Source organism: Streptomyces sp. NPDC001507, from assembly GCF_042894765.1.
Classification (GTDB): domain Bacteria; phylum Actinomycetota; class Actinomycetes; order Streptomycetales; family Streptomycetaceae; genus Streptomyces.
The window spans coordinates 84,384-107,276 of the sequence record NZ_JBIAVV010000017.1 but is presented as its reverse complement, the minus strand read 5'-3'; the positions used below and the strand labels follow the sequence as shown (position 1 = coordinate 107,276).

At 73.7% G+C, this 22,893-nt stretch carries 13 protein-coding genes; 6 read left to right on the top strand and 7 right to left on the bottom strand.

Annotation, left to right across the window (positions count from 1 at the left end; genetic code table 11):
* From ACFY0K_RS42425 to ACFY0K_RS42415, 3 genes are all read right to left on the bottom strand, one after another.
* Positions 1-6,861, bottom strand: a complete 6,861-nt coding sequence (locus ACFY0K_RS42425; RefSeq protein WP_390644396.1) for an SDR family NAD(P)-dependent oxidoreductase — start codon at positions 6,859-6,861, stop codon at positions 1-3.
* A gap of 528 nt (positions 6,862-7,389) precedes the next feature.
* Positions 7,390-9,870, bottom strand: a complete 2,481-nt coding sequence (locus tag ACFY0K_RS42420) for a beta-glucosidase (RefSeq protein WP_390644395.1) — start codon at positions 9,868-9,870, stop codon at positions 7,390-7,392.
* Between the two features lie 519 nt (positions 9,871-10,389).
* Positions 10,390-10,995 (bottom strand): CGNR zinc finger domain-containing protein, encoded by a 606-nt coding sequence (locus ACFY0K_RS42415; protein WP_390644394.1) that lies wholly within the window; start codon positions 10,993-10,995, stop codon positions 10,390-10,392.
* Positions 10,996-11,286: 291 nt separating this feature from the next.
* Between ACFY0K_RS42415 and ACFY0K_RS42410 the strand changes: the two genes are divergently transcribed.
* Positions 11,287-12,012 carry a flavin reductase family protein gene (locus ACFY0K_RS42410; RefSeq protein ID WP_390644393.1) on the top strand — a complete coding sequence of 242 codons (726 nt, stop codon included), beginning with the start codon at positions 11,287-11,289 and terminating at the stop codon, positions 12,010-12,012.
* Between the two features lie 101 nt (positions 12,013-12,113).
* Positions 12,114-13,160 carry a hypothetical protein gene (locus tag ACFY0K_RS42405; RefSeq protein WP_390644392.1) on the top strand — a complete coding sequence of 349 codons (1,047 nt, stop codon included), beginning with the start codon at positions 12,114-12,116 and terminating at the stop codon, positions 13,158-13,160.
* 56 nt (positions 13,161-13,216) lie between these two features.
* On the opposite strand, the gene ACFY0K_RS42400 is transcribed toward ACFY0K_RS42405, so the two are convergent.
* Complete coding sequence (locus ACFY0K_RS42400; protein ID WP_390644391.1) at positions 13,217-15,073, bottom strand: ricin-type beta-trefoil lectin domain protein; 1,857 nt, start codon at positions 15,071-15,073, stop codon at positions 13,217-13,219.
* 415 nt (positions 15,074-15,488) lie between these two features.
* Here ACFY0K_RS42400 and galU point away from each other — a divergent pair, with 415 nt between their 5' ends.
* Entirely contained in the window at positions 15,489-16,436 is a 948-nt protein-coding gene (gene galU, locus ACFY0K_RS42395) for a UTP--glucose-1-phosphate uridylyltransferase GalU (RefSeq protein WP_390644390.1), read from the top strand.
* A gap of 158 nt (positions 16,437-16,594) precedes the next feature.
* On the opposite strand, the gene ACFY0K_RS42390 is transcribed toward galU, so the two are convergent.
* Entirely contained in the window at positions 16,595-17,047 is a 453-nt protein-coding gene (locus ACFY0K_RS42390; protein ID WP_352361424.1) for a DUF4442 domain-containing protein, read from the bottom strand.
* Positions 17,048-17,181: 134 nt separating this feature from the next.
* Here ACFY0K_RS42390 and ACFY0K_RS42385 point away from each other — a divergent pair, with 134 nt between their 5' ends.
* Together ACFY0K_RS42385 and ACFY0K_RS42380 are read left to right on the top strand one after the other, a co-directional pair.
* Positions 17,182-18,186: a hypothetical protein gene (locus ACFY0K_RS42385; protein WP_390644389.1), complete on the top strand. Its 1,005-nt coding sequence runs from the start codon at positions 17,182-17,184 to the stop codon at positions 18,184-18,186.
* A gap of 174 nt (positions 18,187-18,360) precedes the next feature.
* Positions 18,361-19,689: an MFS transporter gene (locus ACFY0K_RS42380; RefSeq protein ID WP_390644388.1), complete on the top strand. Its 1,329-nt coding sequence runs from the start codon at positions 18,361-18,363 to the stop codon at positions 19,687-19,689.
* Here ACFY0K_RS42380 and ACFY0K_RS42375 read toward each other — a convergent pair.
* Entirely contained in the window at positions 19,651-20,496 is an 846-nt protein-coding gene (locus ACFY0K_RS42375) for a spermidine synthase (RefSeq protein WP_390644387.1), read from the bottom strand. The two genes, ACFY0K_RS42380 and ACFY0K_RS42375, sit on opposite strands and share 39 nt — an antisense overlap.
* Positions 20,497-20,588: 92 nt before the next feature.
* Positions 20,589-21,755 carry an elongation factor Tu gene (tuf, locus tag ACFY0K_RS42370; RefSeq protein WP_390644386.1) on the bottom strand — a complete coding sequence of 389 codons (1,167 nt, stop codon included), beginning with the start codon at positions 21,753-21,755 and terminating at the stop codon, positions 20,589-20,591.
* A gap of 313 nt (positions 21,756-22,068) precedes the next feature.
* Here tuf and ACFY0K_RS42365 point away from each other — a divergent pair, with 313 nt between their 5' ends.
* Entirely contained in the window at positions 22,069-22,833 is a 765-nt protein-coding gene (locus tag ACFY0K_RS42365; RefSeq protein ID WP_390644385.1) for a TVP38/TMEM64 family protein, read from the top strand.
* Positions 22,834-22,893 lie beyond the last annotated feature (60 nt).

Genomic DNA, 22,893 nt, shown 5'->3' with positions numbered 1-22,893 from the left:
TCACCAGCCCGAGGCGGTGTAGACGACGGCCCGGACGGACTCCTCGCCCCAGGCGAGTTCCCGCAGCAGCGCGGCGGTGCCCTCGTCGGGGTCGATCAGCCGGATACCGCGGCGCGCGTACTCGCGTCCGAGTTCCGGGCTGACCATGCCGGTGTGTCCGCCGACGGGCGCCCAGGGCCCCCAGTGCACGGTCAGCGCGCGGTTCCCGGTGCGCTCCGCCCAGCCGGCGCCGAGGCCCTCCAGGGCGTCGTTGGCGGCGGCGTAGTCCGCCTGGCCGCGGTTGCCGAGGACGGCCGAGACGCTGCCGAACAGGACGGCGAAACCGGGACCGCTGGGCAGTTCCTCCAGGGCGGCGAGCAGGGTGGCCGCGCCGGTCGTCTTGGTGCCGTAGACCCGCTGGAAGGACTCCGGGGTCTTCTCGGCGATCAGCCGGTCCTCGATCACCCCGGCCGCGAAGACGACCCCGTCGAGGCGGCCGTGGTCGGCGTGGATCTCCTTGACGGCCTGGAGGGCGGCGTCGCGGTCGCGGAAGTCGACGGCGCGGTAGCGGGCTTCGCTGCCGAGCGCGCCGAGTTCACCGAGGGTGGCGGTGATCTCCCGCTGGGCCAGGAGCAGTTCGGCCTCGCGGTTGATCTCGGCGGGCTTCAGGCCGCCCCGGGCGGCGAGGGCGGCGCGGAGTTCGGCGGGGGTGCGGGCGGCGGCGGTGTCCGGGGCCTCGGGACCGTTCGGCGCGGGGGTCCGGCCGAGCAGTTCGATCCGGCAGCGGCAGGCGGCGGCGAGGGTGGCCGCGAACTTCGCGGTGATGCCCCGGGCGCCGCCGACCAGCAGCACCACCGAGTCCCGGTCGAGGCCGAGGGCCGCGGCCTCGGCGGCCCCCGCCCCTGCCGGTCCGGCCCCGGTGCCGGCGAGCGCGCCGGGCGCCGCCTCGACCAGCTCCAGGCCTTGTCGGCCGGTGGCCGTGCGCAGGACGACGGGAGCCTGATCCGGTGCGAGCAGTTCCGCGAGCAGGGCGTCGGCGACCGCCTCCGGTGCGGTGTCGGCGAGGGTCACGACGCGGGCGACGGTGTCCGGGTACTCCCTGGCCACGGTGCGGAACAGTCCGTGCAGCCCCGCCGAGCGTGCCGCCTCCGTGCCGTCGGCGGGGCGGGCGGCCAGCAGCCAGCGCGGGCTCCGGGCCAGGGCCGCCCGCAGCACCGGGTAGGCGTCGGGCAGCACGGGGCTGTCGCTGCCGGGGAGCGCGCCCAGGTACAGCACGCCGTCCACGGCTCCGTCCGCCTCCCCGAGCAGGTGGTCCGCCTGGACGGTCACGGCCTCGGCGCCGTGTCCGGCGAGCCGTGCCGCGACCTGCGCGCCGCCGTCCCCGAGGACGAGGAACCGCCTGCCGGACAGCACGGCGGCCGGGTCGGCCGCGGCATCCGGCTCGGGCAGGGCCACGGGCCGCATCTCGAACCGCTTGGGTGCCTCGCCCGCGGGGGCCTCGTCGGCCACGGGCACCTCGTCGGTCGCGGCGGGGCGGGGCGCCGGGGCGGGTACCCCCGGCTCGGGCAGAGCGGCCGCGGGGTCTGTGGCGGCCGGGACCGTCGCCGTCTCCTCCGCGCCGGTGCCGACCCGTGCCCTCAGCCACCCGGTGACGGCCGCGGCCGTGCGCGCCTTGGCCAGCTCCTCCAGTTCGGCGTCGTCCAGGGTCTCCGCGCCGCCCGCGATACCGAGGCGCTTCGCCAACTCCCCGGCGATCTCGGCCCGTTTGATCGAGTCGATGCTCAGGTCGGCTTCCAGATCGAGGTCGGGCTCGATCATGTCCACGGGGTAGCCGGTGCGCTCGCTGATGATCTCCAGGACGACCCGCTCGACGTCGGCCGTCGCCTCGGGCTCGGCCGCCGGGGCAGGCGCGGGCGCGGGCGCGGCTGCGGGGGCCGTCGACCGGGGTTGCGGTACGACCACTTCGGCCGACGGCAGCTGCTGGAGCACCGGCGCGGCCGGCAGCTGCACCTGGGCCGCCCCGAAGTAGGTGAGCAGCACGTCGCGCTGGGCGGCGATCATCTCCCGGCTGGTGCGCAGGAACTCGGAGATCAGCGCGTCGCGGTCGGCGGGGGCGCCGTGCGGCTGGTTCGTCGTCACAGTCGTCGTCTCCACGACTCGTCGGGCCGGTGCGAGGGCACCGGGCAGGAGGTCTCCGGCGGCGGTGCGCACGAGCTGTCCGTCGACCGTCCAGCCGGGCCGTTTCGGCTCCGGGGCCCGGACCGCGTCCACGGCGTCCCGGCCGCGCAGCAGCCAGGCGGTGCGTACCGGTGCGCCGGCCACGGCCAGCTGGGCGAGCGCGTCGAGCCAGCCGCGCAGTCCGCTGCCCGCTCGCGGCTCGCAGGCCACCGTGGTGTGCGGTCGGTCGCCGAGGATCTGCCCGACGAGCCGGGTGAGGACGGTCCCGGGCCCGGCCTCCACGAAGACGCGGGCCCCGGCCTCGTACATCGCCTCGATCTGGGCGGCGAACGCGACGGGTGAGCCGATCTGGGCTGCGAGTTCGGCGCGTACCGCGTCGGCGTCGGGCCGGTAGGGTGCCGCCGTGCGGTTGGACCACACCGGGAACTCGGGCGGTCGTACGGCCGTGTCCGCGAGGACCTCCGCGAACCGCTCGCCCGCCCCGGCCACGACCGGGCTGTGGAAGGCGCAGGCCACCGGGATCCGCTTGGCGCCGAGGCCGGCCGCGCGCAACGCCCGTACGGCTTCGGTAACTTCGCCGGTCGGGCCGGAGATGACTGTCTGGCGGGGCGAGTTGTGGTTGGCGACGACCACGGAGGCCGGGGCGTCGGCGGTCCGCAGCGCGCGCTCGACCTCGTCCGCCGCGCCGGACACGGCGGCCATGGTGCCGGGTTCGTCGCCGGCGGCGGCCAGGATCGCGGCCGCGCGTTCGCCGCTCAGCCGCAGCAGGGTCTCGGGGGTGAGGGCGCCGGCCGCGCTGAGGGCGACGAGTTCGCCGTAGCTGTGGCCGGCGGCCATGTCGGGGCGGACGCCGGCCGCCGTCAGGAAGGCGTGGGCGGCGAGGCCGGTGATGCCGAGGGCGGGCTGGGCGGCCCGGGTGTCGGTGAGGGCGGCCCGGCGGCGCTCGCGGGTGTCCTCGTCGAAGGCGGCCGGCGGGTAGAGGGTGTCGGCGTGGGCGCGGCCGAGCTGGAGGTAGTGCTGCAGTTCGGGGAAGGCGATGAGGAGGTCGGCGAGCATGCCGGGGCGCTGGCTGCCCTGACCGGGGAAGAGGAAGGCGACCTTGGCGTCGGCGTCGCGGGGCCCGTCGGCCAGGTGGATCCCGGCGCCGGGGTCGTGCTCCCCTGCGAGGACCCGGCGCAGCTGTGCGGCCAGCCCGGCGACGTCGGCCGCGACCACCGCGGCCCGTACCGGCTCGTGGGAGGAGTCCGCGCGGCGGGCGGCGGCGAGCGCCAGGTCGCGCAGCCGCCAGGAGCCGGTCGAGGCGGCCCGCAGGATCTCCTCGACGCCCCGGTGCGCGGCCTTGTCGTCCCGCCCGCGGAACACGAACAGCTCGGCGGGCCAGGCGTCCAGCCCCTGCTCGGGCGGTACGGCGCTGTCGTACGCGCCCAGCACCACGTGGAAGTTGGTGCCACCGAAGCCGAACGCGCTGACCCCGGCCACCCGTTCGTCGGGCGGGACCGCCCAGGGCCGGGCCTCGGTGTGGAAGGCGAACGGGCTGTCCGCCTCCTTCCAGGCCGGGTTGGGGCGGTCGAGGTGCAGGGTGGGCGGCTTGACGCCGGTGTGCAGGGCGAGGGTGGTCTTGATCAGCCCGGCGAGTCCTGCGGCGCACTTGGTGTGCCCGATCTGGGACTTGACCGACCCGAGGCCGCATCCACCGCTCGCCGCGCCCGCCTCCGCGAACACCTCGCTGAGGATGGTGAGTTCGGTTCGGTCGCCGACGACGGTCCCGGTGCCGTGCGCCTCCACCAGGCCGACCTGCGCCGGGGAGATGCCGGCGTTGCGGTACGCGCGGAGCAGCGCGGCCCGCTGGCCCTCGGGCCGGGGCGCGGTCAGGCCCAGGGAGCGGCCGTCGCTGGACGAACCGAGCCCCTTGATCACCCCGTAGATCCGGTCGCCGTCGCGCTCGGCGTCGGCCAGCCGTTTCAGGACGACGCAGGCCACGCCCTCGCCGAGGGCGATGCCGTCGGCGGAGCCGTCGAAGGCGCGGGAGCGGCCGGTCGGGGACAGGGCGTGCACCGAGGAGAAGAGGACGTAGTCGTTGATGCCGTTGTGCAGGTCGGCGCCGCCGCAGAGGACGACGTCGCTGGTGCCGGCGGTGAGTTCCTTGCAGGCGACGTCGACGGCGGCCAGCGAGGAGGCGCAGGCCGCGTCCACGGTGTAGTTGGCGCCGCCCAGGTCCAGGCGGTTCGCGATCCGCCCGGAGATGACGTTGGCGAGCATGCCCGGGAAGGAGTCCTCGGTGAGCCCGGGCAGCTGGTCCGCCAGGCCGTCGGGGACCTTGCCGTAGTAGGAGGGCAGTACGGCGCGCAGGGTGGCCGCGTTGGAGAGGTCGCTGCCGGCCTCGGCGCCGAAGACGACGGAGGTGCGCGACCGGTCGAACTCCCGTCCCCGGGTGCCGTATCCGGCGTCGTCCAGGGCGCGCCGGGCGGCCTCCAGGGCGAGCAGCTGGACGGGCTCGATGTGGCCGAGGGAAGCGGGCGGGATGCCGTAGCCCAGCGGGTCGAAGGGGATGGGCGGCAGGAAGCCGCCCCACTTCGAGGTGGTGGAGCCGTCGGCGTGGTGCACGGCCGGGTCCCAGCGCTCCACCGGCACCTCGGTCACCGCGTCGTGCCCGGCGACCACGTTCGCCCAGAAGGTGGCGAGGTCGGGGGCCCCGGGGAACATGCACGCCATGCCGACGATCGCGATGTCGAGCGGGGCGGGCGCCGGGAGCTGGGCCGGCCGCGCCGCCGCCGTCGTGCGCGCGGCCAGGAAGTCGGCGGCTCCGCCGGTCACGGCGTGGTGCAGGGCGGCCACGGTGGTGGCCGCCGAGCGCAGGACGGCGACCTCTCCGGCCATGAACATCCCGTCGGAGAACTGGCGTTGCTCGTCCACGGCGGTCAGCTCGCCGCCGGCCGTCCGGTCGACGCCCTTGCTGGCGATGCGCAGCCGGCCGACGTTGAGCCGTTCCAGCTCCTCCCACACCCGCCGGTCGGGCACCCCGCTGTCCCGCAACTCGGCCTCGCGCTCACGGTAGTTGAAGGTGAACGGGCTGGGCACGCAGCGGGTGGCGTGGCCGGGCGCGGTCTCCAGCAGGGCGGTCGAGGCGGCCGCCATGACCTGGCGCTGGAACAGGGGCTGGATCGCGCCCCGGTCCACGGCCTCCTCGGTGAAGAGGTAGGCGGTGCCCATGAGCAGGCCGACGGCCGCGCCCCGGGCGGTGAGCGGCGCGGCGAGCGCGGCGACCATCGCCGCCGAGCGTTCGTCGTGGATGCCGCCCGCGAAGAAGACCTCCAGGCCGTCGACGTCGGGGAAGTCCTCCAGGACGGCGAGCTGGGCCTCCCAGAGCGGGAAGCTCGCGCGCGGTCCGACATGGCCGCCGCACTCGGAGCCCTCGAACACGAACTTCCGGGCCCCGGCCTCCAGGAACTGCCGCAGCAGCCCGGGCGAGGGCACGTGCAAAAAGGTGCTGATCCCGGCCCGCTCCAGCGCCTCGGCCTGCGCGGGCCGGCCGCCCGCGACGATGACGTGGCTGGGCCGCAGCTCCCGTACCGCCTCGAGCTGGGCGTTCCTGAGTTCCTCGGGCGCGAAGCCCAGGACGCCGACGCCCCAGGGCCGTCCGTCGAGCGCGGCCTTGGCCTCGGTCAGCATCTCGCGGGTGCGCGCGCCGTCGGCGAGGGCCAGGGCCAGGAAGGGCAGCGCCCCGTCGTCGGCGACGGCGGCGGCGAAGGCGGCCCGGTCGCTCACCCGGGTCATCGGGCCCTGCGCGACGGGCAGCCGGGTGCCGAGGGCACGGCTCATGGCGGAGGTGCCGGGCCGCAGTGCCTCGACGGCGCCGGGGTCCACGCCGATCGCCGCCGTCAGCTCCTTCACGGTCCGCCGTACATCGCCCCAGCGCTCGGCGAACCGCGCGGCGAGGAAGCCGTCCTGGCCCACCGGGAGCAGCTGGGTGCGCAGGTCCTCGGCGCCGAGCAGCGCGGCGACCGCGGCCGGGTCGTCGGCGGGCGGGCGCACGGCGTCCGGGCCGCGGCGGTGCAGGATCCGGTGACCGGCCACGACGGCCGTCTCGGAGCCGTCCAGGGAGCGCAGTGCGGCCGCCGTCGCCTCGGGGAGCCGGGACTCGGCGAGCAGCGCCAGCTGGCTGTCGAGGACCACCCCGGCCGCGCCGCCGGCCACCGCGGCCGCCGCCGTGCGCGGCCCGATGCCGCCGGCGGCCCAGACCGGCACGTCCAACTCGGCTGCGCCGAGCAGCTGTTGGAGGAGGACGAAGGTGCTCAGGTGGCCGACCCGGCCGCCGCTCTCGGCGCCCCGGGCGATCAGCCCGTGCGCTCCGGCGGCGACCGCCGCACGCGCTTCGGCCAGGTCGGTCACCTCGGCCAGCACGCGCGCGTGCGGGGCGAGTACGGCGATGCTCCAGGGTGCGTCGGCGGCCCGGACCACGGTGTCGGGCGCCGCGCCGAGTTCGTCCGGGGCGAGGGCACAGCCGGCGGCGACCCGCACGCCGTACGGCCCTGGTGCCGCCCGTCTCAGGCTGGCCAGCGCCTCCCGGGTTCTTCGGTCGCCGCGGCCCAGGTCGAGGACGCCGAGTCCGCCGGCGGCACAGACCGCTGTGGCGAGCCTGGCATCGGGTTCTCCGAAAGGGGTGATGCACATGATCAGGTCGACGGCACGCACAGGGGACGTCATGACGCTCCGAATAATCGGGAGGACAGCACGGTGGGGGATGTGTGCGGCGGAAAGCTCGGGGTGAGGCCACCGGAAACTAGCGAGTTCATTACTCGCGGGTCAATAACGGAGGGGACCCGTCACGTCCGGTAGTATTGATTCGGCCAGCGGGAGGAATTCACCGCAAGAGCCGAAAACCCGAGCAATCCACTGCGGATCGGCGTCCGCTCGGGACCCGCATCACCGACGGCACACCGACACAAGGCCGTCAAAGCGCACCGGTCATTCACCCGGTACTCACCACGGCGCAACGCACCGTGCGGCCGCGCCGAGCTCTGTAAATTCGGGGTGACTTCGGCCCGCTGGCTCGATCGTGGCACACCGGAAACCCGCAGCGAACGCCGCTGCGCAACCCCTCACCCAATCCTGACAAAAATCTGCCGTCAACCACATCGCTGCAAATGAAACACACGCCGGGGAAAATTCTTGTAAATCCTTGAAGTAAACGGCCGGAAAGCCCTTGCTCACCGACCGTTCATTGACAGGAATTCAGCGGTGGCCGCCGCCCACCCGCACGCAGGTGCGCAGCCTCAGGTCACCCGCCGAGGCGCCGACCCAGACGGTCCGCCGACCGGTGCCGAGCGTCCAGCGGTGCTGCCGGGCGTCCCAGGACGACAGGGTGCGCGCGGCCGCCCGCACGGCCACCCGCCGCCGCTCACCGGCCCGCAGTTCCAGGCGCCGGTAGCCGCCCAGCACCCGTACCGCCTGGTCGAGTCGGAGATCCGGGGAGGGCCCGACGTACACCTGCGGCACCGCGATCCCGGTGCGGCGCCCGGTGTTGTGCACGGTGAAGGTGACCTCCAGTGCGCCGTGCGTCCACCGGGTCTGCGGGTCGGAGTAGGCGAAGGAGGTGTAGGAAAGCCCGTGCCCGAAGGGGAACAGGGGCCGCACCCCCCGTGCGTCGTACCAGCGGTAGCCGGTGTGGATGCCCTCCGAGTACTCCTCGACGCCGTCGACGCCGGGGTAGCGGCGCGGGTCGCCCGCGACCGGGTGGTGGTCGTCGTCGGCCGGGAAGGACTGGGTGAGGCGTCCGCCCGGATCGGTGTCGCCGAAGAGGACGGCGGCGGTGGCGGCCGCACCCTCCTGGCCCGGGTAGTACATCTGCAGCACGGCTCCGGTCCCCGCCAGCCACGGCATCGAGGTGCACGACGAGGTGTTGAGGACGACGGTGGTGCGCGGGTTGGCCGCCGTCACCGCGCGGATCAGCTGTTCCTGGTGGCCGGGGAGGGCGACGGTGGTGCGGTCGAGTCCCTCGGTGGCGTCCTCGTAGGCGAAGAGCACGACATGGCGGGCCGCCCGGGCCGCGCCGACCGCGGCGGCGACGTCCTGGGCGCGGGTCGCGCCGGTGATGCGGCGCAGCCGGAACAGCAGACCGGAGTCGCCGCCGTCCGCGGAGATCTTCAACGTGTGGGCGCCCCGGCCGAGTCGGAGTGTCTTACGGCGGACGCCCAGACCGTCGGGGGCCGCGGCGACCAGGCCGCCGGAGAAGTACTCGCCGTATCCGGCGGCGAGCGGGAAGAGTTCCTCGCCGTCGAGCAGCACCTTGGGGCGGGCGGTGGCCGCGGAGGAGAAGTGGAGCACGAAGGTCCACTCGTCGTCCTCGGCGACGGTGAGCGTGCCGTCGTAAGCCCAGGTCTTCCCGGCGCCCACCTGTTGTCCCTCGCTGGTGAAGCCGGGGCTGAGGGAACCGGCCGGGAGGGCCTTGCCGAACAGGTCCTCGCCCAGGGCGTAGCCGACCGGGCCGCGGGTCCGGGCCCTGATGGCGTCGAGCGGGCTGTCGGCATGGTCGGGGACGACATGGGCGCTACCGCCGCCACTGACGAAGGGCAGCGATCCGGTCGGTCCGATCACCGCGACGCTGCCGCCGTCCAGGGGCAGGGTGCCGTGCTCGTTGCGCAGCAGGGTCGCGCCGGCCTTGGCGACCTCCAGGGCCACCGCGGCGCCCGCCCTGGCATCGCGGTCCGGGCGGGGCGGGGCGCTGCCGTCGAGGAGTCCGAAGCGGTCCATCACCGCGAGGATCCGCCGTACCGCCCGGTCGACGTACCGCTCCGGCACGCTGCCGTTCTGCACCGCCGACCTGAGGGCCGTACCGAAGTACGTGCCGTCGGGCATCTCCATGTCGAGGCCGGCGGTGATCGCGGCGACGGTGCTGTGGGCGGCGAACCAGTCGGTCATCACCCAGCCCGCGAAGCCCCACTGGTCGCGGAGGATGTCGGTGAGCAAGGCCTTGTTCTCGCAGGCGAAGGTGCCGTTGACCCGGTTGTAGGAACCCATGACCGCGCCGGTGCCGGCCGCCACCGCCGCCTCGAAGCCCCGCAGTTCGAGTTCGTGCATGGTCTGTTCGCCGGCGTGCACGTCGATCGTGTCGCGGTTCTGCTCCTGGTTGTTGAGCGCGAAGTGCTTGACGGTCGCGATCAGGCCTTCGCCCTGGATTCCGCGGATCTCGGCGGCGACCAGGTCGGAGGCGAGCAGCGGGTCCTCGCTGAACGTCTCGAAGTTGCGGCCGGCGTACGGGGTGCGGATGAGGTTGACCATCGGGGAGAGCAGCACGTCCTGGCCGAGGGCGCGTCCCTCACGGCCGATCACCCGGCCGTAGCGGCGGGCCAGTTCGGGGTCGAAGGCGGAGGCGAGCAGTACCGGGGCCGGCAGTGCGGTGGCGTGTTCGGTGATGCGGACACCGGCCGGGCCGTCGGCGAGCCTGAGGGGCGGGATGTTCAGGCGGGGGACGCCGGGCACGTAGCCGGCCTGGCCGAGCGAGTCGGGGTCGTCCGCCCCGTGCAGCAGGGAGATCTTCTCGTCGAGCGTGAGTCTGGCGAGCAGCCCCTCGACGCGGGGACCGGCCCCGGTCTCGGGTCTGCCGGCCGCCGCGGCGGGCGTGAGCGGGATGAGTCCGCCGGTGGCCGCGGCGGCGACCGCGACGGCACCGGCCGTGAGGCGCAGGGCGGATCGTCGGGAGAAGGTTTCGGACATGAGCCGTCACTCCTTCGGTGTGCGGGCACGACGATGTGGACCGCGAAGACGCCGAAGGCGTCCGGAGCGCGTTCGGCCTGTGAACGCATCAACCGCCACAGGGCCTTGACGAGCCGTCAGCCGTACCACCGGCGCGTCGGAAACGTAGAATCCGGTGGTGACTCGTGTCAACGATCCGAACAAGAAAAGGGCCCGACGCCGACAAGAACCGAAGACGAGGGGGCGGCCACTTTGGGACCGGGACCGGGACCGGGGCGGTCGGCCGTCCGCCGAAACGGATCGGATCGCCCGCCGCCCGCCGCCACGGATCGGATCGCCCGCCGCCCGCCGCCCGCCGTCCGCCGTCCGCCGCCACGGTCGGACCGGCCGCCGGCCGCCGGCCGCCGCCCGCCGCCCGCCGTCCGCCGTCCGCCGCCCGCCGTCCGCCGTCCGCCGAAACGGATCGGATCGGGTCGGCCGTCGTCCGGCGAAACGGACCGGACCGGCCGTCCGCTGGGGCGGGCCGGGCGCCGCCGTCCGTCAGGTGGGGTCCGCGCCCGCCCGTTTGCGTGCCCGGTAGTTGCGCAGGTTGGCCGCGTTGCCGCAGACGTGGACGTCGTGCCAGACGCCGCTGTTGTTGCGGGAGCGGTCGTAGAAGGCGGTCTGGCAGCGGGGGTTGCGGCAGGACTTCAGGCGGCGCAGTGTGTCGGTGCACTGCGCCTGGTAGATCTCCGTCAGAGCGAGTGAAGCCACCTGCCGCCAGCCCGTGCCGCGGGGCTCGGCGTGGACGACCCCGTGCTCGTCGAGCCGCAGCGCCGTGGGCAGGGTCAGCACCGACGCCGCCGGACCGGCCCCGGCCGCCGGGTCGCTGTGCCGGCCGTGCAGGCTCTGGGCCAGGTCATGACGGAAGTCGCGGAGGCCCTCCACGTCCTCGGCCGTCAGTTCGATGCCGGGTGCGGTCCGGTGGGTGACGCCGCTCCAGCTCCGCAACGCCTGGTCGAGCCAGGCACGGGCGTCCTCCTCGGTCCGCAGCAGGTCGGGCTTGCGCGGCTTGCCGGCGGACAGCGTGTTCAGCAGGTCCTGCACGAAGGCCAGCCCGCCCGGGGCAGGCTCCAGGCCGTATCGGGCGGTGGCGGTCCAGGACATCGGCGGGATCCCTCTCCGTGGTGGAGCCGCGGCGTCGCACCTTCTCAGCTCCTCCAGTCGAAGTTAACCCAGGTCATAGACATGGCCAAAATCCCCACACCTATGTCATCGGTAGGGAGCATCCGGCATCTGCTGAGCGATGAGCGAGGCCAGCGTCACACCGGATCGACATATCCATGGGGCATACACTTCTGTCGATCGGCGTTGTGTCCGATATCGGGCGTTCGGCACCGCCCCACGAGTCGCTCCTCTCCGGCACGGAGCGCGCCGTAATCCGATGGAGGTCCGAGGATGATCATTGACGCTGCGGAACTGGACGCCGCTCACGCCTACAAACTGCTGATCGGAAGTATCATTCCGCGGCCGGTCGCCTGGGTCAGCACGGTGTCCGCCGAGGGCGTGGCCAACCTCGCGCCCATTTCGTTCTTCACCGCGGTCGGCAGGAAGCCGCCCATGGTCTCGATCACGCTGCAGCCGCAGGCGGACGGCGTCACGCTGAAGGACACCTTCGTCAACATCCGTGACACCGGCGAGTTCGTCACCAACCTGGTGACGCTGCCGCAGGCGGACGCCATGCACGGTTCGGCGTTCGGGTACGAGGCGGACGTGGACGAGTTCGAGGCGCTCGGCCTGGGCAAGTCGCCGTCCGAGGTGGTCCGCGCCCCCCGGGTCGAGGATGCGCCGATCTCCTTCGAATGCGTCGTCGACCGGATCATCCCCGTCGGCGACGACAAGGTCGACCACGTGGTGTGGGGCCGGGTCGTGCGCTTCCACATCCGGGACGACCTCTACCTGGACCGGGGCCGGATCGACACCGCCGCCCTGCCGGCCGTGGGACGCCTGGCCGCCGAGTACACGCTGGTCGAGAACGTCTTCACCACCCCCCTGGACAGGGAACTGCTGACGGCGAGGGCCGGCCGGCGGATGCGGCGCCTGGACGGGCGGCCCACCGGCTGGTCCCCGATCGACACCAAGGAGTGGTCCCCGTCCGGAGCCACGACCGCCCCCGGAAGATGAGCGCGGCGGTCGGCTCCCTTGGCCGCCCGCCGTCCCGGCCCCCGGCCGCCCCACCCGGCCCCGCTGCCGTCGGTCCACCACACGTCATGGAGAAACCCCGAGTGCGTCCCAGGTCCCACCCGCCCCAGTCCCATCCGCCCCACCCCGCCCAGCACCGGCGCCGCCGTCCCGTCCGGGTGTGGCTGCAGCCGTTCCTGATCGGCCTGGTCATCGTCTCGGCGTTCGTCAGCTGCTACATCGGGCTCATGCGCGATCCCCAGCCCCACCGGATCCCCGTGGCGGTCACGGCTCCCGAGCTGGCGGACAAGGTCCAGCAGGCCATGGGGGACTCGCTCGACGTCCGGGCCGCCCACTCGACCGCCGAGGCACGCGACGCGCTGCGCCACCGTGACGTCGTGGCCGTCCTCGGCAGCGGCCCGCACGGCAAGGGCCTCGAACTCGACGTCGCGAGCGCGAACGGGCTGTCGACGACCACCGCGGTCACCAAGCTCGCCACGGCCTACGCGCACGGCGCCGGCCGGCACCTCGGCGTCTCCGACCTCGTGCCGCTCGCCCGGTACGACGCCCGGGGCCTGGCCGGGTTCTACGTCTCCTTCGGAGTGACCCTCTCCGGCTTCGCCCTCGCGCAGAACGTCGTGGGACTGAGCGGCCTGCTCCAGCTCCGGCACCGCTTCGCCCTGATGGCCGCGTTCGCCGCGGCGTCCGGCCTGGTCGCGGCCGCCATCGCCGGCCCCGTCCTCGGAGCCGTCCCCGCCCCGTATCTGCCCCTCGCCTTCGTCCTGGCCCTGCTGGCCGCCGCCGCGGCCTTCACCACGAAGATGCTGGCCACCTACGTCGGCCCGCTCGGCATACCCCTCGCCACCCTGTTGCTGCTGACCGTCGGCAACTCCACCAGCGGCGCCACCATCGGCGCCAACCTGATGCCGAGCGGCGCCCGGGCCCTGTCGGAGCTGCTGCCACCCGGCGCCGCCGTCCGTGCCATCTCCGATCTCAGCTATTTCCGCGGCTCCCACGTCCTCGCCCCACTGGCCACACTCGTCCTGTGGGCTGCGGCTTCCGCGGTCCTGCTGGCCTTCCGCACCGCCAAGCAGAGCCCGGCGCCGTCCCTCGCCGCACCCGACGTTCCCGCCCGGGGCGCGGCTTCGTAGCGGACGGGGACTCTGCTCGGCTGCCGTGCAGCCACGCTCGCCCCCGGCCTGACGTCTCAGCCGACCAGGCCGCCCACCCCGTTCACGGTGGCCGGGACGGAGTCGAGGACGGCCGTGACGGTCGTCGGTACGGCGTCCAGGACGTCGGCGACCGCGTCCTCGGCCGATGACGCTCGCGAGCCGACGGGTTCGCGGGGAGCGGTCGGTGTGGCGGTGACGGGAGGGTGCCGGTCCGCGGCCTGTGCGACCCGTGTGCTGTAGGGCCCACCCGGTTCGGCGGACTGTTCCTGCGGAACGGGCGGCGGGGCGGGGATTCCCGTCGGCCCGGCCTTCCGGGGCCCGGGCGGTGTGGAGGGCGTGGCGCCCGGTGCCCCGGGCGTCTGCGCCGGGCCGCCGCTCCCGGACTCCAACTCCCATCGCTGACGCATCGATCCGTTCCGCGCGGCCACGACCACCCGCGTGCCGTCGGCGGCCAGCGCGAGGTCCTTGTCCCAGCGGAGCAGGAGCTCGCCGCGCACCGTCAGGTCGTAGGACACCTCCCCCGCGTGCACCAGGCAGCCGGAGACCACGACGCTGCGCGCACCGGGGTCGGCGGCCAGGCAGAGGGTGGGGTCGAGCGCGCTGCGCAGCATGCCGTCGTCCTGGTAGGACCACTGCTGGGACCCGGCGTCCGAACACCGGCCGAGCAGCAGTTCCGCCCCGGTCCGCACCCGGCCCCCGCGCACGTCGACGCAGCGCCCGGCGTCGAGGCTGCGCAGCCTGCCGTGGGCGATCTCGACGGGCTCGCCCACCGAGGCCGGGGACGGGGAGCCCGCGGAAGGCGGGTTCACGGCGGAGCCGGACCCGGTGGTGCCGACGCCGGGGGCTCCCCAGGTGGTGGTGCCGGGGCGGGGGACACCGTTGTCGTCGGACCAGCTCTTGGCCACCAGCACGGTGGCGAGGAGGGCGAGGGAGACCAGGCCGGCACCGGCCAGCAGGGCCTTGCGCCGTCCGCTCCCGGCGTCGGTGCGGTGCCGTCCGGCGGGCACCGCGGCGGTGCCCGCGTCTTCGTCTCCGGTTGGCCAGGCCTCGACGACCCCGCCGGGTCCGGGCCGCGAGTCGAGATAGCGGCGGGCGCCCCAGCCGAGCACGGTCTCGGCGAGCAGCACCTCGAGACCGCCGTCGAAATGGCTGAGTTGTTCGGCGGCGTGCCGGCAGTACCGGCACTCGGTGAGATGCCGTTGCACATCGGGGAGCAGGGCGCCGCCCCGGCGAATGGGGACATCGAGCAGCCGGTTGTAGAAGCGGCATTCCTTCGAGGGCGCGAGTTCCCGGTGGGCGCGCACCAATCCGGTCCTGAATTGTTCGCGGGCCTGACCGAGGGCGGCCGTCGCGGTAGCGGTGTCGACGCCCAGCAGACCAGCGGGTATGTTTATGGGTTCGGCTTCGACCTCGGTGTGCCAGAGGAGGCATTGCGAGGCCCCCGGAAGAGCCTGGAAAGCGCGTTCGGCGAGTTGCCGTCTTTCCGGGGTGCCGGGTCTTGCGGCGCTGAGTCCGCGGCCGCCGGTGGTCTTGCGCAGTTCCGGTGCGACCACCGATACGGCCTCGTCGGCGGCCCACGTGCGGACGGTCTCCCGTACCGCCACCAGGAGCTGCGGGCGCAGGGCGCCGCCCACCGCGCCGCCGGCCAGCCGGCCGAGGACCCGCTCGAAGGCGGCGCTGGCGACGAGTTGGGCGGTGGGGGTGGCCGCGGCGAGGCAGACCACGGCGTAGTCGCAGGTGGCACGCCAGTGCCGGGCGAGCAGCAGGGCGACGGCATGATGCCTGGCCGCGGGGGCGCCGGTGAGCTGGGCGATGAGATTGCGGTCGGACTCCGCCGGGGTCGAACCGGGGCGGGGCGAGTAAGGCGGGCGTGGGGGGTAGGGCGATTGCACTGAACCATTTCCTTCCGAGCCGCAGGACGGCATGCGAAATGGCGCCCTGACGGAATGCAGTGCTGATTGGTGCGTACCTTTTGGGTCCGTAACGGCCGCGTCCTGCCGGCCGTACCGTTCCGTGGACCCTCCCGCGGGGTGGCTCACCTTTGCACACAGGCCTCGCGGGAAACAAGAAGTTGAGGTGACCGAAGTTCAAGGAACATGGAATTCAGATAAGTTACCGGCGGTATCCACATCCAGCCCGGATTCGGCGGCCGCACGGGTTCAACTTGTGCACGCCCGGGACCCGATGGCACACGAAATCTTCAACTCCCGGACGGTCGGGGTCACCAGGGGCGGAACGCCGGGTTCCACAGCCGCCTCCCACGTTTCTCCCGGCCCCCTCTCATCCCGGTGGGCCAGCATGTGCCGCATGATCGCCCCCCACTCCCCCGCCCCCTCGTCCCCCCGGCCGGTCCGCAAGGCCGTCGTCCCGGCCGCCGGGCTCGGCACCCGTTTCCTGCCCGCCACCAAGGCGACACCGAAGGAGATGCTGCCGGTCGTCGACAAGCCGGCCATCCAGTACGTCGTCGAGGAGGCCGCCAAGGCCGGTCTCGACGACATCCTCATGGTCACCGGCCGGCACAAGCGGGCCATCGAGGACCACTTCGACAACGCCTTCGAGCTGGAGCAGGCGCTGGCCGCCAAGGGCGACACCGTGCGCCTGGACGCCGTACGCGACCCCGCGCGGCTCGCCGACATCCACCACATCCGCCAGGGCGACCCGCTCGGCCTCGGCCACGCGGTGCTGTGCGCCAGGCACCACGTGGGCGACCAGCCCTTCGCGGTGCTCCTCGGCGACGACCTGATCGACGCCCGCGAGACCCTGCTCAGCCGGATGCTAGACGTCCGCGACCGCCACCAGGGCAGCGTCGTCGCGCTGATGGAGGTCGACCCGTCGCAGGTCCACCTGTACGGCTGCGCCGCCGTCGAACCGACCGGCGAGCACGGTGTGGTCCGGGTGACCGGCCTGGTGGAGAAGCCGTCCCCGGAGAACGCGCCCAGCAACTACGCGGTCATCGGCCGCTACGTCCTCGACCCCGAGGTGTTCGACGTCCTGGAACGGACCGCCCCCGGCCGCGGCGGCGAGATCCAGCTGACGGACGCGCTGCAGGACCTGGCAGCGGCCGGCACGGTCCACGGGGTGGTCTTCGACGGACTGCGCTACGACACCGGCGACAAGGCCGATTACCTGCGCACGGTGGTCCGGCTCGCCTGCGAACGCCCGGATCTGGGGCCGGAGTTCATTGCCTGGCTCAAGGAGTTCGTGGCGGGCCTGGCGGAGACGGGGGCCGGGCGCGAGGAGAGCCGCGCCGCCTGAGCGGCCCCGACGAAGGACGGGGTGAGGGGTCGGCGCCCCTCACCCCGTCCGACATGTGACAACGCAATGCGACACCGGCGGCCGGTACCACCGGGCGGCCGACACCACCGGGCGGCCGACACCACCGGGCGGGCCGACGTCGCCGGCCCGCCGGCCGGTCAGCTGTTGGGACGCAGCGTCCAGACGACGGTCATCTCACCGGTGACCGCGCCGTCCTCGCGCGTGATGGCGACGGCGACCGGGAACTCGGGGCGCTCGCCCGCGTCGAGTTCGGCGACGACGTCCGCGATCGGGCGGCCGAGGGTCGCGGTGGCCTTGACCGGGCCGAGTGCCACCTTCTTGTAGGCGATCTCGGCGCTGACGGCCAGCGGCACGGCCCGGGAGAGCTGGTCGCCGAAGGCGGCGAGTACGATCGCGCCGCTCGCGGACTCGGCGAGGGTGAACATCGCGCCCGCGTGCGGACCGCCGATGTGGTTGTGGAAGTCGCCCTGGTCCGGCAGGGACAGCACGGCCCGCTCCGGAGTGGTCTCCAGGTACTCCAGGTTGAGGGTCCGCACCATCGGGACCGTGGCGGCGAGCATCTCGCCGATCGACATCTGGTCAGTGCTCATGACGGTTATGTTACTAGCGGGTAGCAGGGTCTGACCAGAGCGGTTCCCGTGATCGTCCGGTGACGGCCGTCACGGCGGGGCCACGGCCCCCGCCCTGGAGCGGACCGGACCGGGCCGCACTAGGGTTACGGGCCATGTGGCCAGAACAGCAGCCGCCAGGGGGCGAGCAGTACCCGCAGAGCAACCCGTATCAGCAACCGGGTTACCAGCAGCCGAATCCGTATCAGCAGCCCGGCTACCAGCAGTATCCGCCGCAGGGCGGGTACGGGCAGCAGCCGCAGTGGGGCCAGCCCGGCCCCGCCGGCGCTCCGCAGCCACCGCAGGGCGGGGGCGGGGGCGGCGACCGCACGAAGCTGGTCGCGGTCATCGCGGCCGCGGCCGTCGTGGTGGCGGCCGCGGTGACCGGGTTCCTGGTCCTCGGCGGCAAGAAGGACGACAAGGCGGACACCGGCGGGAACCGGCAGGTGAGCCAGTCGCCCACCGTCACCGCCTCCGCCTCCGCGCCGGCGGACGACGATCCGCGCGGCGGCGGCGAGACCGAGAAGCCGACGATCGCGGGCTGGAAGACCGTCGTGAACCCCAAGTGGGGGACGGCCTTCGACGTACCGGCCGACTGGGAGGTCCTCACCCCGGGGACGTCCATCGGTTTCGAGGACAAGGACGGCAAGCCGATCATCACGATGTCGGCGCCCGCCCGGTACAAGTCGAAGTGGTGCACGAGCGACGACGACAAGGACGGCAGGACCGAGGACACGTCCCTGGCGGGGGTGGGCACCAAGGGCGAGAGCGGCGCGAAGACCCCGGGCGACGCGGCCGTCACGGAGGTCCCCTGGTGGGTGTACGGCGGCTACACGTATCCGGACAAGAAGAGCATCACCTACGACAAGAAGGCCACCGCCTACACCACCGCGTCGGGGCTCAAGGGCGCCTACGCCTGGGCGCGTTCGACGAACAGTCCGCAGAAGGGCAAGTGCGCGAGCGACGGCAGGGCGATCACCTTCGGGTTCGAGAACTCGGCCGGCGACCTGGTGTCCTGGGACTTCTACGGCGCCCAGGGAGTCGACGGTGAGGTCCCGACGGCGACGATCATGAAGATCCTCAGCACGGTCCGGCTGCACGGGACCCCGACGGGGAGCTGACCGCCGCCGGGGACCGGACGACGAAGGCCCGGACACCGACGGGCCGGATACCAAAGCACCGGATGCCGAAGGACCGGACGCCCGAGGGCCGGATGCCGAAGGACCGGACGCCCGACGGCCGGACTCCCGGGAATCGGATTGGCAAGGCGGGCACCCGGCAGGGATAGTCGGGCGGTGACCTCAGCCTCCGACTCCCCCGGCTCCCCGGGTGCCCCCGGCACCGCCTCCCGCCTGCGCAGACCCGCCTGGGCGGGCCGCAACTACAGCCTCCTGACCGCGGCGACGATCGTCACGAGCCTGGGCGCCAACGGCTCCCTGATCGCCGCCGCGTTCGCGGTGCTGGACGCGGGCGGCGACGCCGGGGACGTCGGACTGGTGGCCGCCGCCCGTACCTTCCCGCTGGTGCTGTTCCTGCTCGTCGGGGGTGCCGTGGCGGACCGTTTCCCCCGTCACCGCGTGATGGTCGCGGCGAACGCCCTCAACTTCCTCTCCCAGGGCGCCTTCGCCGTCCTCGTGCTCACCGGCGAGCCCCGCCTGTGGCAGATGATGCTGCTCACCGCGCTGGGCGGCACCGGCCAGGCGTTCTTCAGCCCGGCGGCAGAGGGCATGCTGCTCTCCTCGGTGAGCGGCGAACAGGCGGGCCGCGCGTTCGCCGTGTTCCGGATGGCGATGCAGAGCGCCGCCCTCGGAGGCGCGGCCCTGGGCGGCGCGCTGGTGGCGGCGGTGGGCCCCGGCTGGGTCCTGGCGGTGGACGCGGCGGCGTTCGCGGTGGCCGGTGCGCTGCGGTCCTTCCTCGACGTCAGCCATATCCCGCCGCGCGCCCCGGGCGGGGGGATGCTGGCCGATCTCCGGGAGGGCTGGCGGGAGTTCGCGGGCCGCCCCTGGCTGTGGGGGATCGTCGTGCAGTTCTCGATCGCGAACGCGGTGGTGGGCGCCGCCGACGCGGTCTACGGCCCGCTGGTCGCCCGCGACAGCCTGGGCGGACCGGGCCCCTGGGGCCTGGCGCTGGCCGCGTTCGGCGCGGGTACGGTGGCCGGCGCCCTGCTGATGACCCGGTGGAAACCCCGCCGGCTCCTGTTCGTCGGCACCCTGTGCGTCTTCCCGCTGGCACTCCCCTCCGCGGCGCTCGCGGTACCCGTCTCCGTGGGAGTCCTGTGCGCGGTGATGTTCGTGGCGGGCACGACGGTCGAGGTCTTCGGCGTCTCCTGGATGACCGCGCTGCACCAGGAGATCCCCGAGGAGAAGCTCTCCCGGGTCTCGGCCTACGACTGGTTCGGCTCCGTCTCCCTGCTGCCCCTGGCCACGGCGCTGGCGGGCCCCGCCGAGCAGGGCTTCGGCCGGGGCCCGGCGCTGTGGGGCTGCGCGGGCCTGGTCGTCGCCGTCACGGCCGCGGTGCTGCTCGTCCCGGACGTACGCAACCTCACCCGCCGCACGGTCCCGGTCACCGCCAGGCCGTCGGCCGCCTCAGCCGATGCCGAACGCTCCGCCGGGGGGCTCGGGTGACGGCACGGCGTCCGCGTCCCCGACCGGCCGGGCCGCGCCGACGAACTCCCGCAGCGCGGGCCCGTGTTCGACCCGCGCCGGAAAGGCGTCGGCGGCCGTACGACGGGCCAGCGCGCCGGCGTCGACCGGCCGGTGCGAGGCGATGAGCACCGCGTTGCCGAACCGCCGCCCGCGCAGCACACCGGGCTCGGCGATGAGCGCCAGTTCCTCGAAGGCGGTGGCGAACGTGGCGAGTTGGGAGCGCAGGAAGCCGAAGGGGGCGGAGTCCGCGAGGTTCGCGAGGTAGACCCCGTCGCCGCGCAGCACCCGCTCGGCCTCCCGCGCGTACCCCAGCGAGGTCAGGTGCGCGGGGATCCGGGACCCGCCGAAGACGTCGGCGACGATCACGTCCGCCGAATCCGCGGGCGCCGCCTCCAGCCAGCCCCGCGCGTCGGCGGCGTGCAGGGCGATCCCGGTGCCGTCCGCCAGCGGCAGATGCTCGGTGACCAGCTCCAGCAGCTCCCGGTCGGCGTCCACGACGTCCTGCCGGGACCCGGGCCGGGTCGCCGCCACGTACCGGGGAAGCGTGCAGGCACCGCCGCCGAGATGCAGCACGTCCAGCGGCACGCCGGCCTCCGCCACGGCGTCCAGCACGTACCCGAGCCGCCGGGCGTACTCGAACTCGAGATGCGTCGGCTCGTCGAGGTCCACGTACGACTGCGGCGCCCCGTCGACGGTCAGCAACCAGGCCCGCTCCCGATCGACGTCGGGCATCAGCTTGGCGGTCCCGTGCCCGGTGACCCGGACGACGGGTATGGATTCGTTCACTTCTCCATTGTGCGGTGCCGATGCCTGCCCAGGGGCGCGGGGAGCTGCGCGACCGGCCCCCACCGGCCCGCAGCCCCCCGCACACCGCAACCTCACTCCACGGAGGTCACGGTCCCCGCCCCCACGGTCCGGCCGCCCTCACGGATGGCGAACCCCAGCCCCGCCTCCAGCGGAACGTCCCGCCCCAGCTCCACGGTCATCTCCACCGTGTCCCCGGGCCGGGCGACCGTCTCGCCGAGGTCGACGTCCCCGACCACATCCGCCGTACGGATGTAGAACTGCGGCCGGTACCCCGTCGAGACGGGAGTCGTACGACCCCCTTCGCGCCCCGACAGGACGTAGACCCGCGCCGAGAACCGCCGGGCCGGCACCACGCTCCCCGGCGCCGCGACCACGTGCCCCCGCCGCACCGCGTCCCGGGGCACGCCCCGCAGCAGCAGCGCCACGCTGTCCCCGGCCTGCGCCTCGTCCATCGGCTTCCCGAAGGTCTCCAGGCCGGTGACGACCGTCTCGACGTCCGCGCCGAGCACCTCGACCCGGTCCCCCACCCGCACGGTCCCCCGCTCGACCGCACCGGTCACGACGGTCCCGCGCCCGGTGATGGTGAGCACGTTCTCCACCGGCAGCAGGAACGGCGCGTCCAGGTACCGCTCCGGCATCGGCACATACGTGTCCACCGCGTCGAGCAGCGCCTCGATGGACGCCGTCCACCGCGGGTCGCCCTCCAGCGCCTTGAGCCCGGAGACCCGTACGACGGGCACGGAGTCGCCGCCGTAGCCGTGCGCGCTGAGCAGCTCGCGGACCTCCAGCTCGACGAGCTCGACCAGCTCCTCGTCGGCCGAGTCCGCCTTGTTCAGCGCGACCACCACGTGGTCGACGCCCACCTGCCGGGCGAGCAGCACGTGTTCGGCGGTCTGCGGCATGATCCCGTCGAGCGCGGAGACCACGAGGATCGCGCCGTCCAGCTGCGCGGCCCCGGTGACCATGTTCTTGACGTAGTCGGCATGGCCCGGCATGTCCACGTGGGCGTAATGCCGGGTGTCCGTCTCGTACTCGACGTGCGCGATGTTGATGGTGATGCCGCGGGCGGCCTCCTCGGGGGCCCGGTCGATGCGGTCGAACGGCACGAACGTGCCGGTGCCGCGCTCGGCGAGGACCTTGGTGATGGCGGCGGTCAGGGTGGTCTTGCCGTGGTCGACGTGGCCCATCGTGCCGATGTTGAGATGCGGCTTGGTGCGGACGTATGCCGTCTTGGGCATGGCTGTACCTCGAAGCTTGTCCGTAGGAAGAGCGGGGACCCCGAGGAACTGCCCGACCCTCCCCCTGCGGGGTCCGCCGGACTTTCCGGGGAGGGTCAGCTTCGGGCGCCGTCGACAGCGGCCGTGAGAACGGGAACGGCAGCCTTCGGCGCATCCGCGACTGCGGATGCTGCGACGAGGAAGGCGAACCGGAACATGAGACAGATCATGTCCGACGCGTCGCCCCACGTCGAACGGTTTTCCGCGGCTCCGGTTCACCCAAGGGACAGGAACCATACGGCGATCACACATCAGCTTCGGTTAGTGTCACCGAATGCTCGATGCCAACCGCTCTGGCACCGCCACGGCCTCTCCCCGGCCCGCCGCCCAGGAGCTGACCATCGCCGTGCCCGCTCCGCTGGGCTTCGGTGCCCGCTGCACCCGCGTGCTGCTGTCGCCGTGGTCCCGGCTGTCCCTGCTCGTCGCCCTGCTGGCGGCGGCCGGGGCGTCGGTGCTGCTCTTCGAGCCCCAGAAGCTGATGACACAGGGCTGGCCGCCACACGTGGCGGGCACCACCGCGGTGGTGGTCTTCGCCGTGGCGTACGGCCTGATCACGGTGGCGTTCGTGCCACGGCCGATCCTGAACCTCGCGGCCGGTGCGCTGTTCGGCTCGGCCCTGGGCATGGGTGCGGCCATGGCCGGCACCGTGCTCGGGGCGTGGATCTCCTTCGTGCTCGGCCGGATGCTCGGCCAGGAGGCGCTGCGCCCGCTGCTGCGCGGCCGGCTCCTCAAGGCGGCGGACAACCAGTTCAGCAAGCACGGCTTCCGCTCGATGCTGGCGGTACGCCTGTTCCCCGGCGTTCCCTTCTGGGCCGCGAACTACGCGGCCGCCGTCTCGCGCATGCGCTGCACGCCGTTCCTGGTCGCGACCGCCCTGGGCTCGATCCCGAACGTCGCCGCCTACGTCGTCGCAGGCGCCCGCGCCTCGGCCCCGACCTCCCCGGTCTTCCTGATCTCGGTGGCGGCGATCGTCGTCCCGGCGGTGGCCGGAGCAGTCGTGGCCTGGCGCAAGCGCCACCACCTACGCCCCAAGCGATAGCGCGCCCGAAGGGGCGCGGGGAACTGCGCGACCAGCCCCCACGGCGCGCCGGCCGCCCGA

Bases quoted from the DNA above. Each gene is read 5' to 3' on its own strand.
- ACFY0K_RS42390 (WP_352361424.1), bottom strand. From the start codon at position 17,047: ATGAGCACTGACCAGATGTCGATCGGCGAGATGCTCGCCGCCACGGTC.
- ACFY0K_RS42365 (WP_390644385.1), top strand. From the start codon at position 22,069: ATGCTCGATGCCAACCGCTCTGGCACCGCCACGGCCTCTCCCCGGCCC.
- ACFY0K_RS42425 (WP_390644396.1), bottom strand. From the start codon at position 6,861: ATGACGTCCCCTGTGCGTGCCGTCGACCTGATCATGTGCATCACCCCT.
- tuf (WP_390644386.1), bottom strand. From the start codon at position 21,755: ATGCCCAAGACGGCATACGTCCGCACCAAGCCGCATCTCAACATCGGC.
- ACFY0K_RS42420 (WP_390644395.1), bottom strand. From the start codon at position 9,870: ATGTCCGAAACCTTCTCCCGACGATCCGCCCTGCGCCTCACGGCCGGT.
- ACFY0K_RS42385 (WP_390644389.1), top strand. From the start codon at position 17,182: ATGTGGCCAGAACAGCAGCCGCCAGGGGGCGAGCAGTACCCGCAGAGC.
- ACFY0K_RS42410 (WP_390644393.1), top strand. From the start codon at position 11,287: ATGATCATTGACGCTGCGGAACTGGACGCCGCTCACGCCTACAAACTG.
- galU (WP_390644390.1), top strand. From the start codon at position 15,489: ATGATCGCCCCCCACTCCCCCGCCCCCTCGTCCCCCCGGCCGGTCCGC.
- ACFY0K_RS42415 (WP_390644394.1), bottom strand. From the start codon at position 10,995: ATGTCCTGGACCGCCACCGCCCGATACGGCCTGGAGCCTGCCCCGGGC.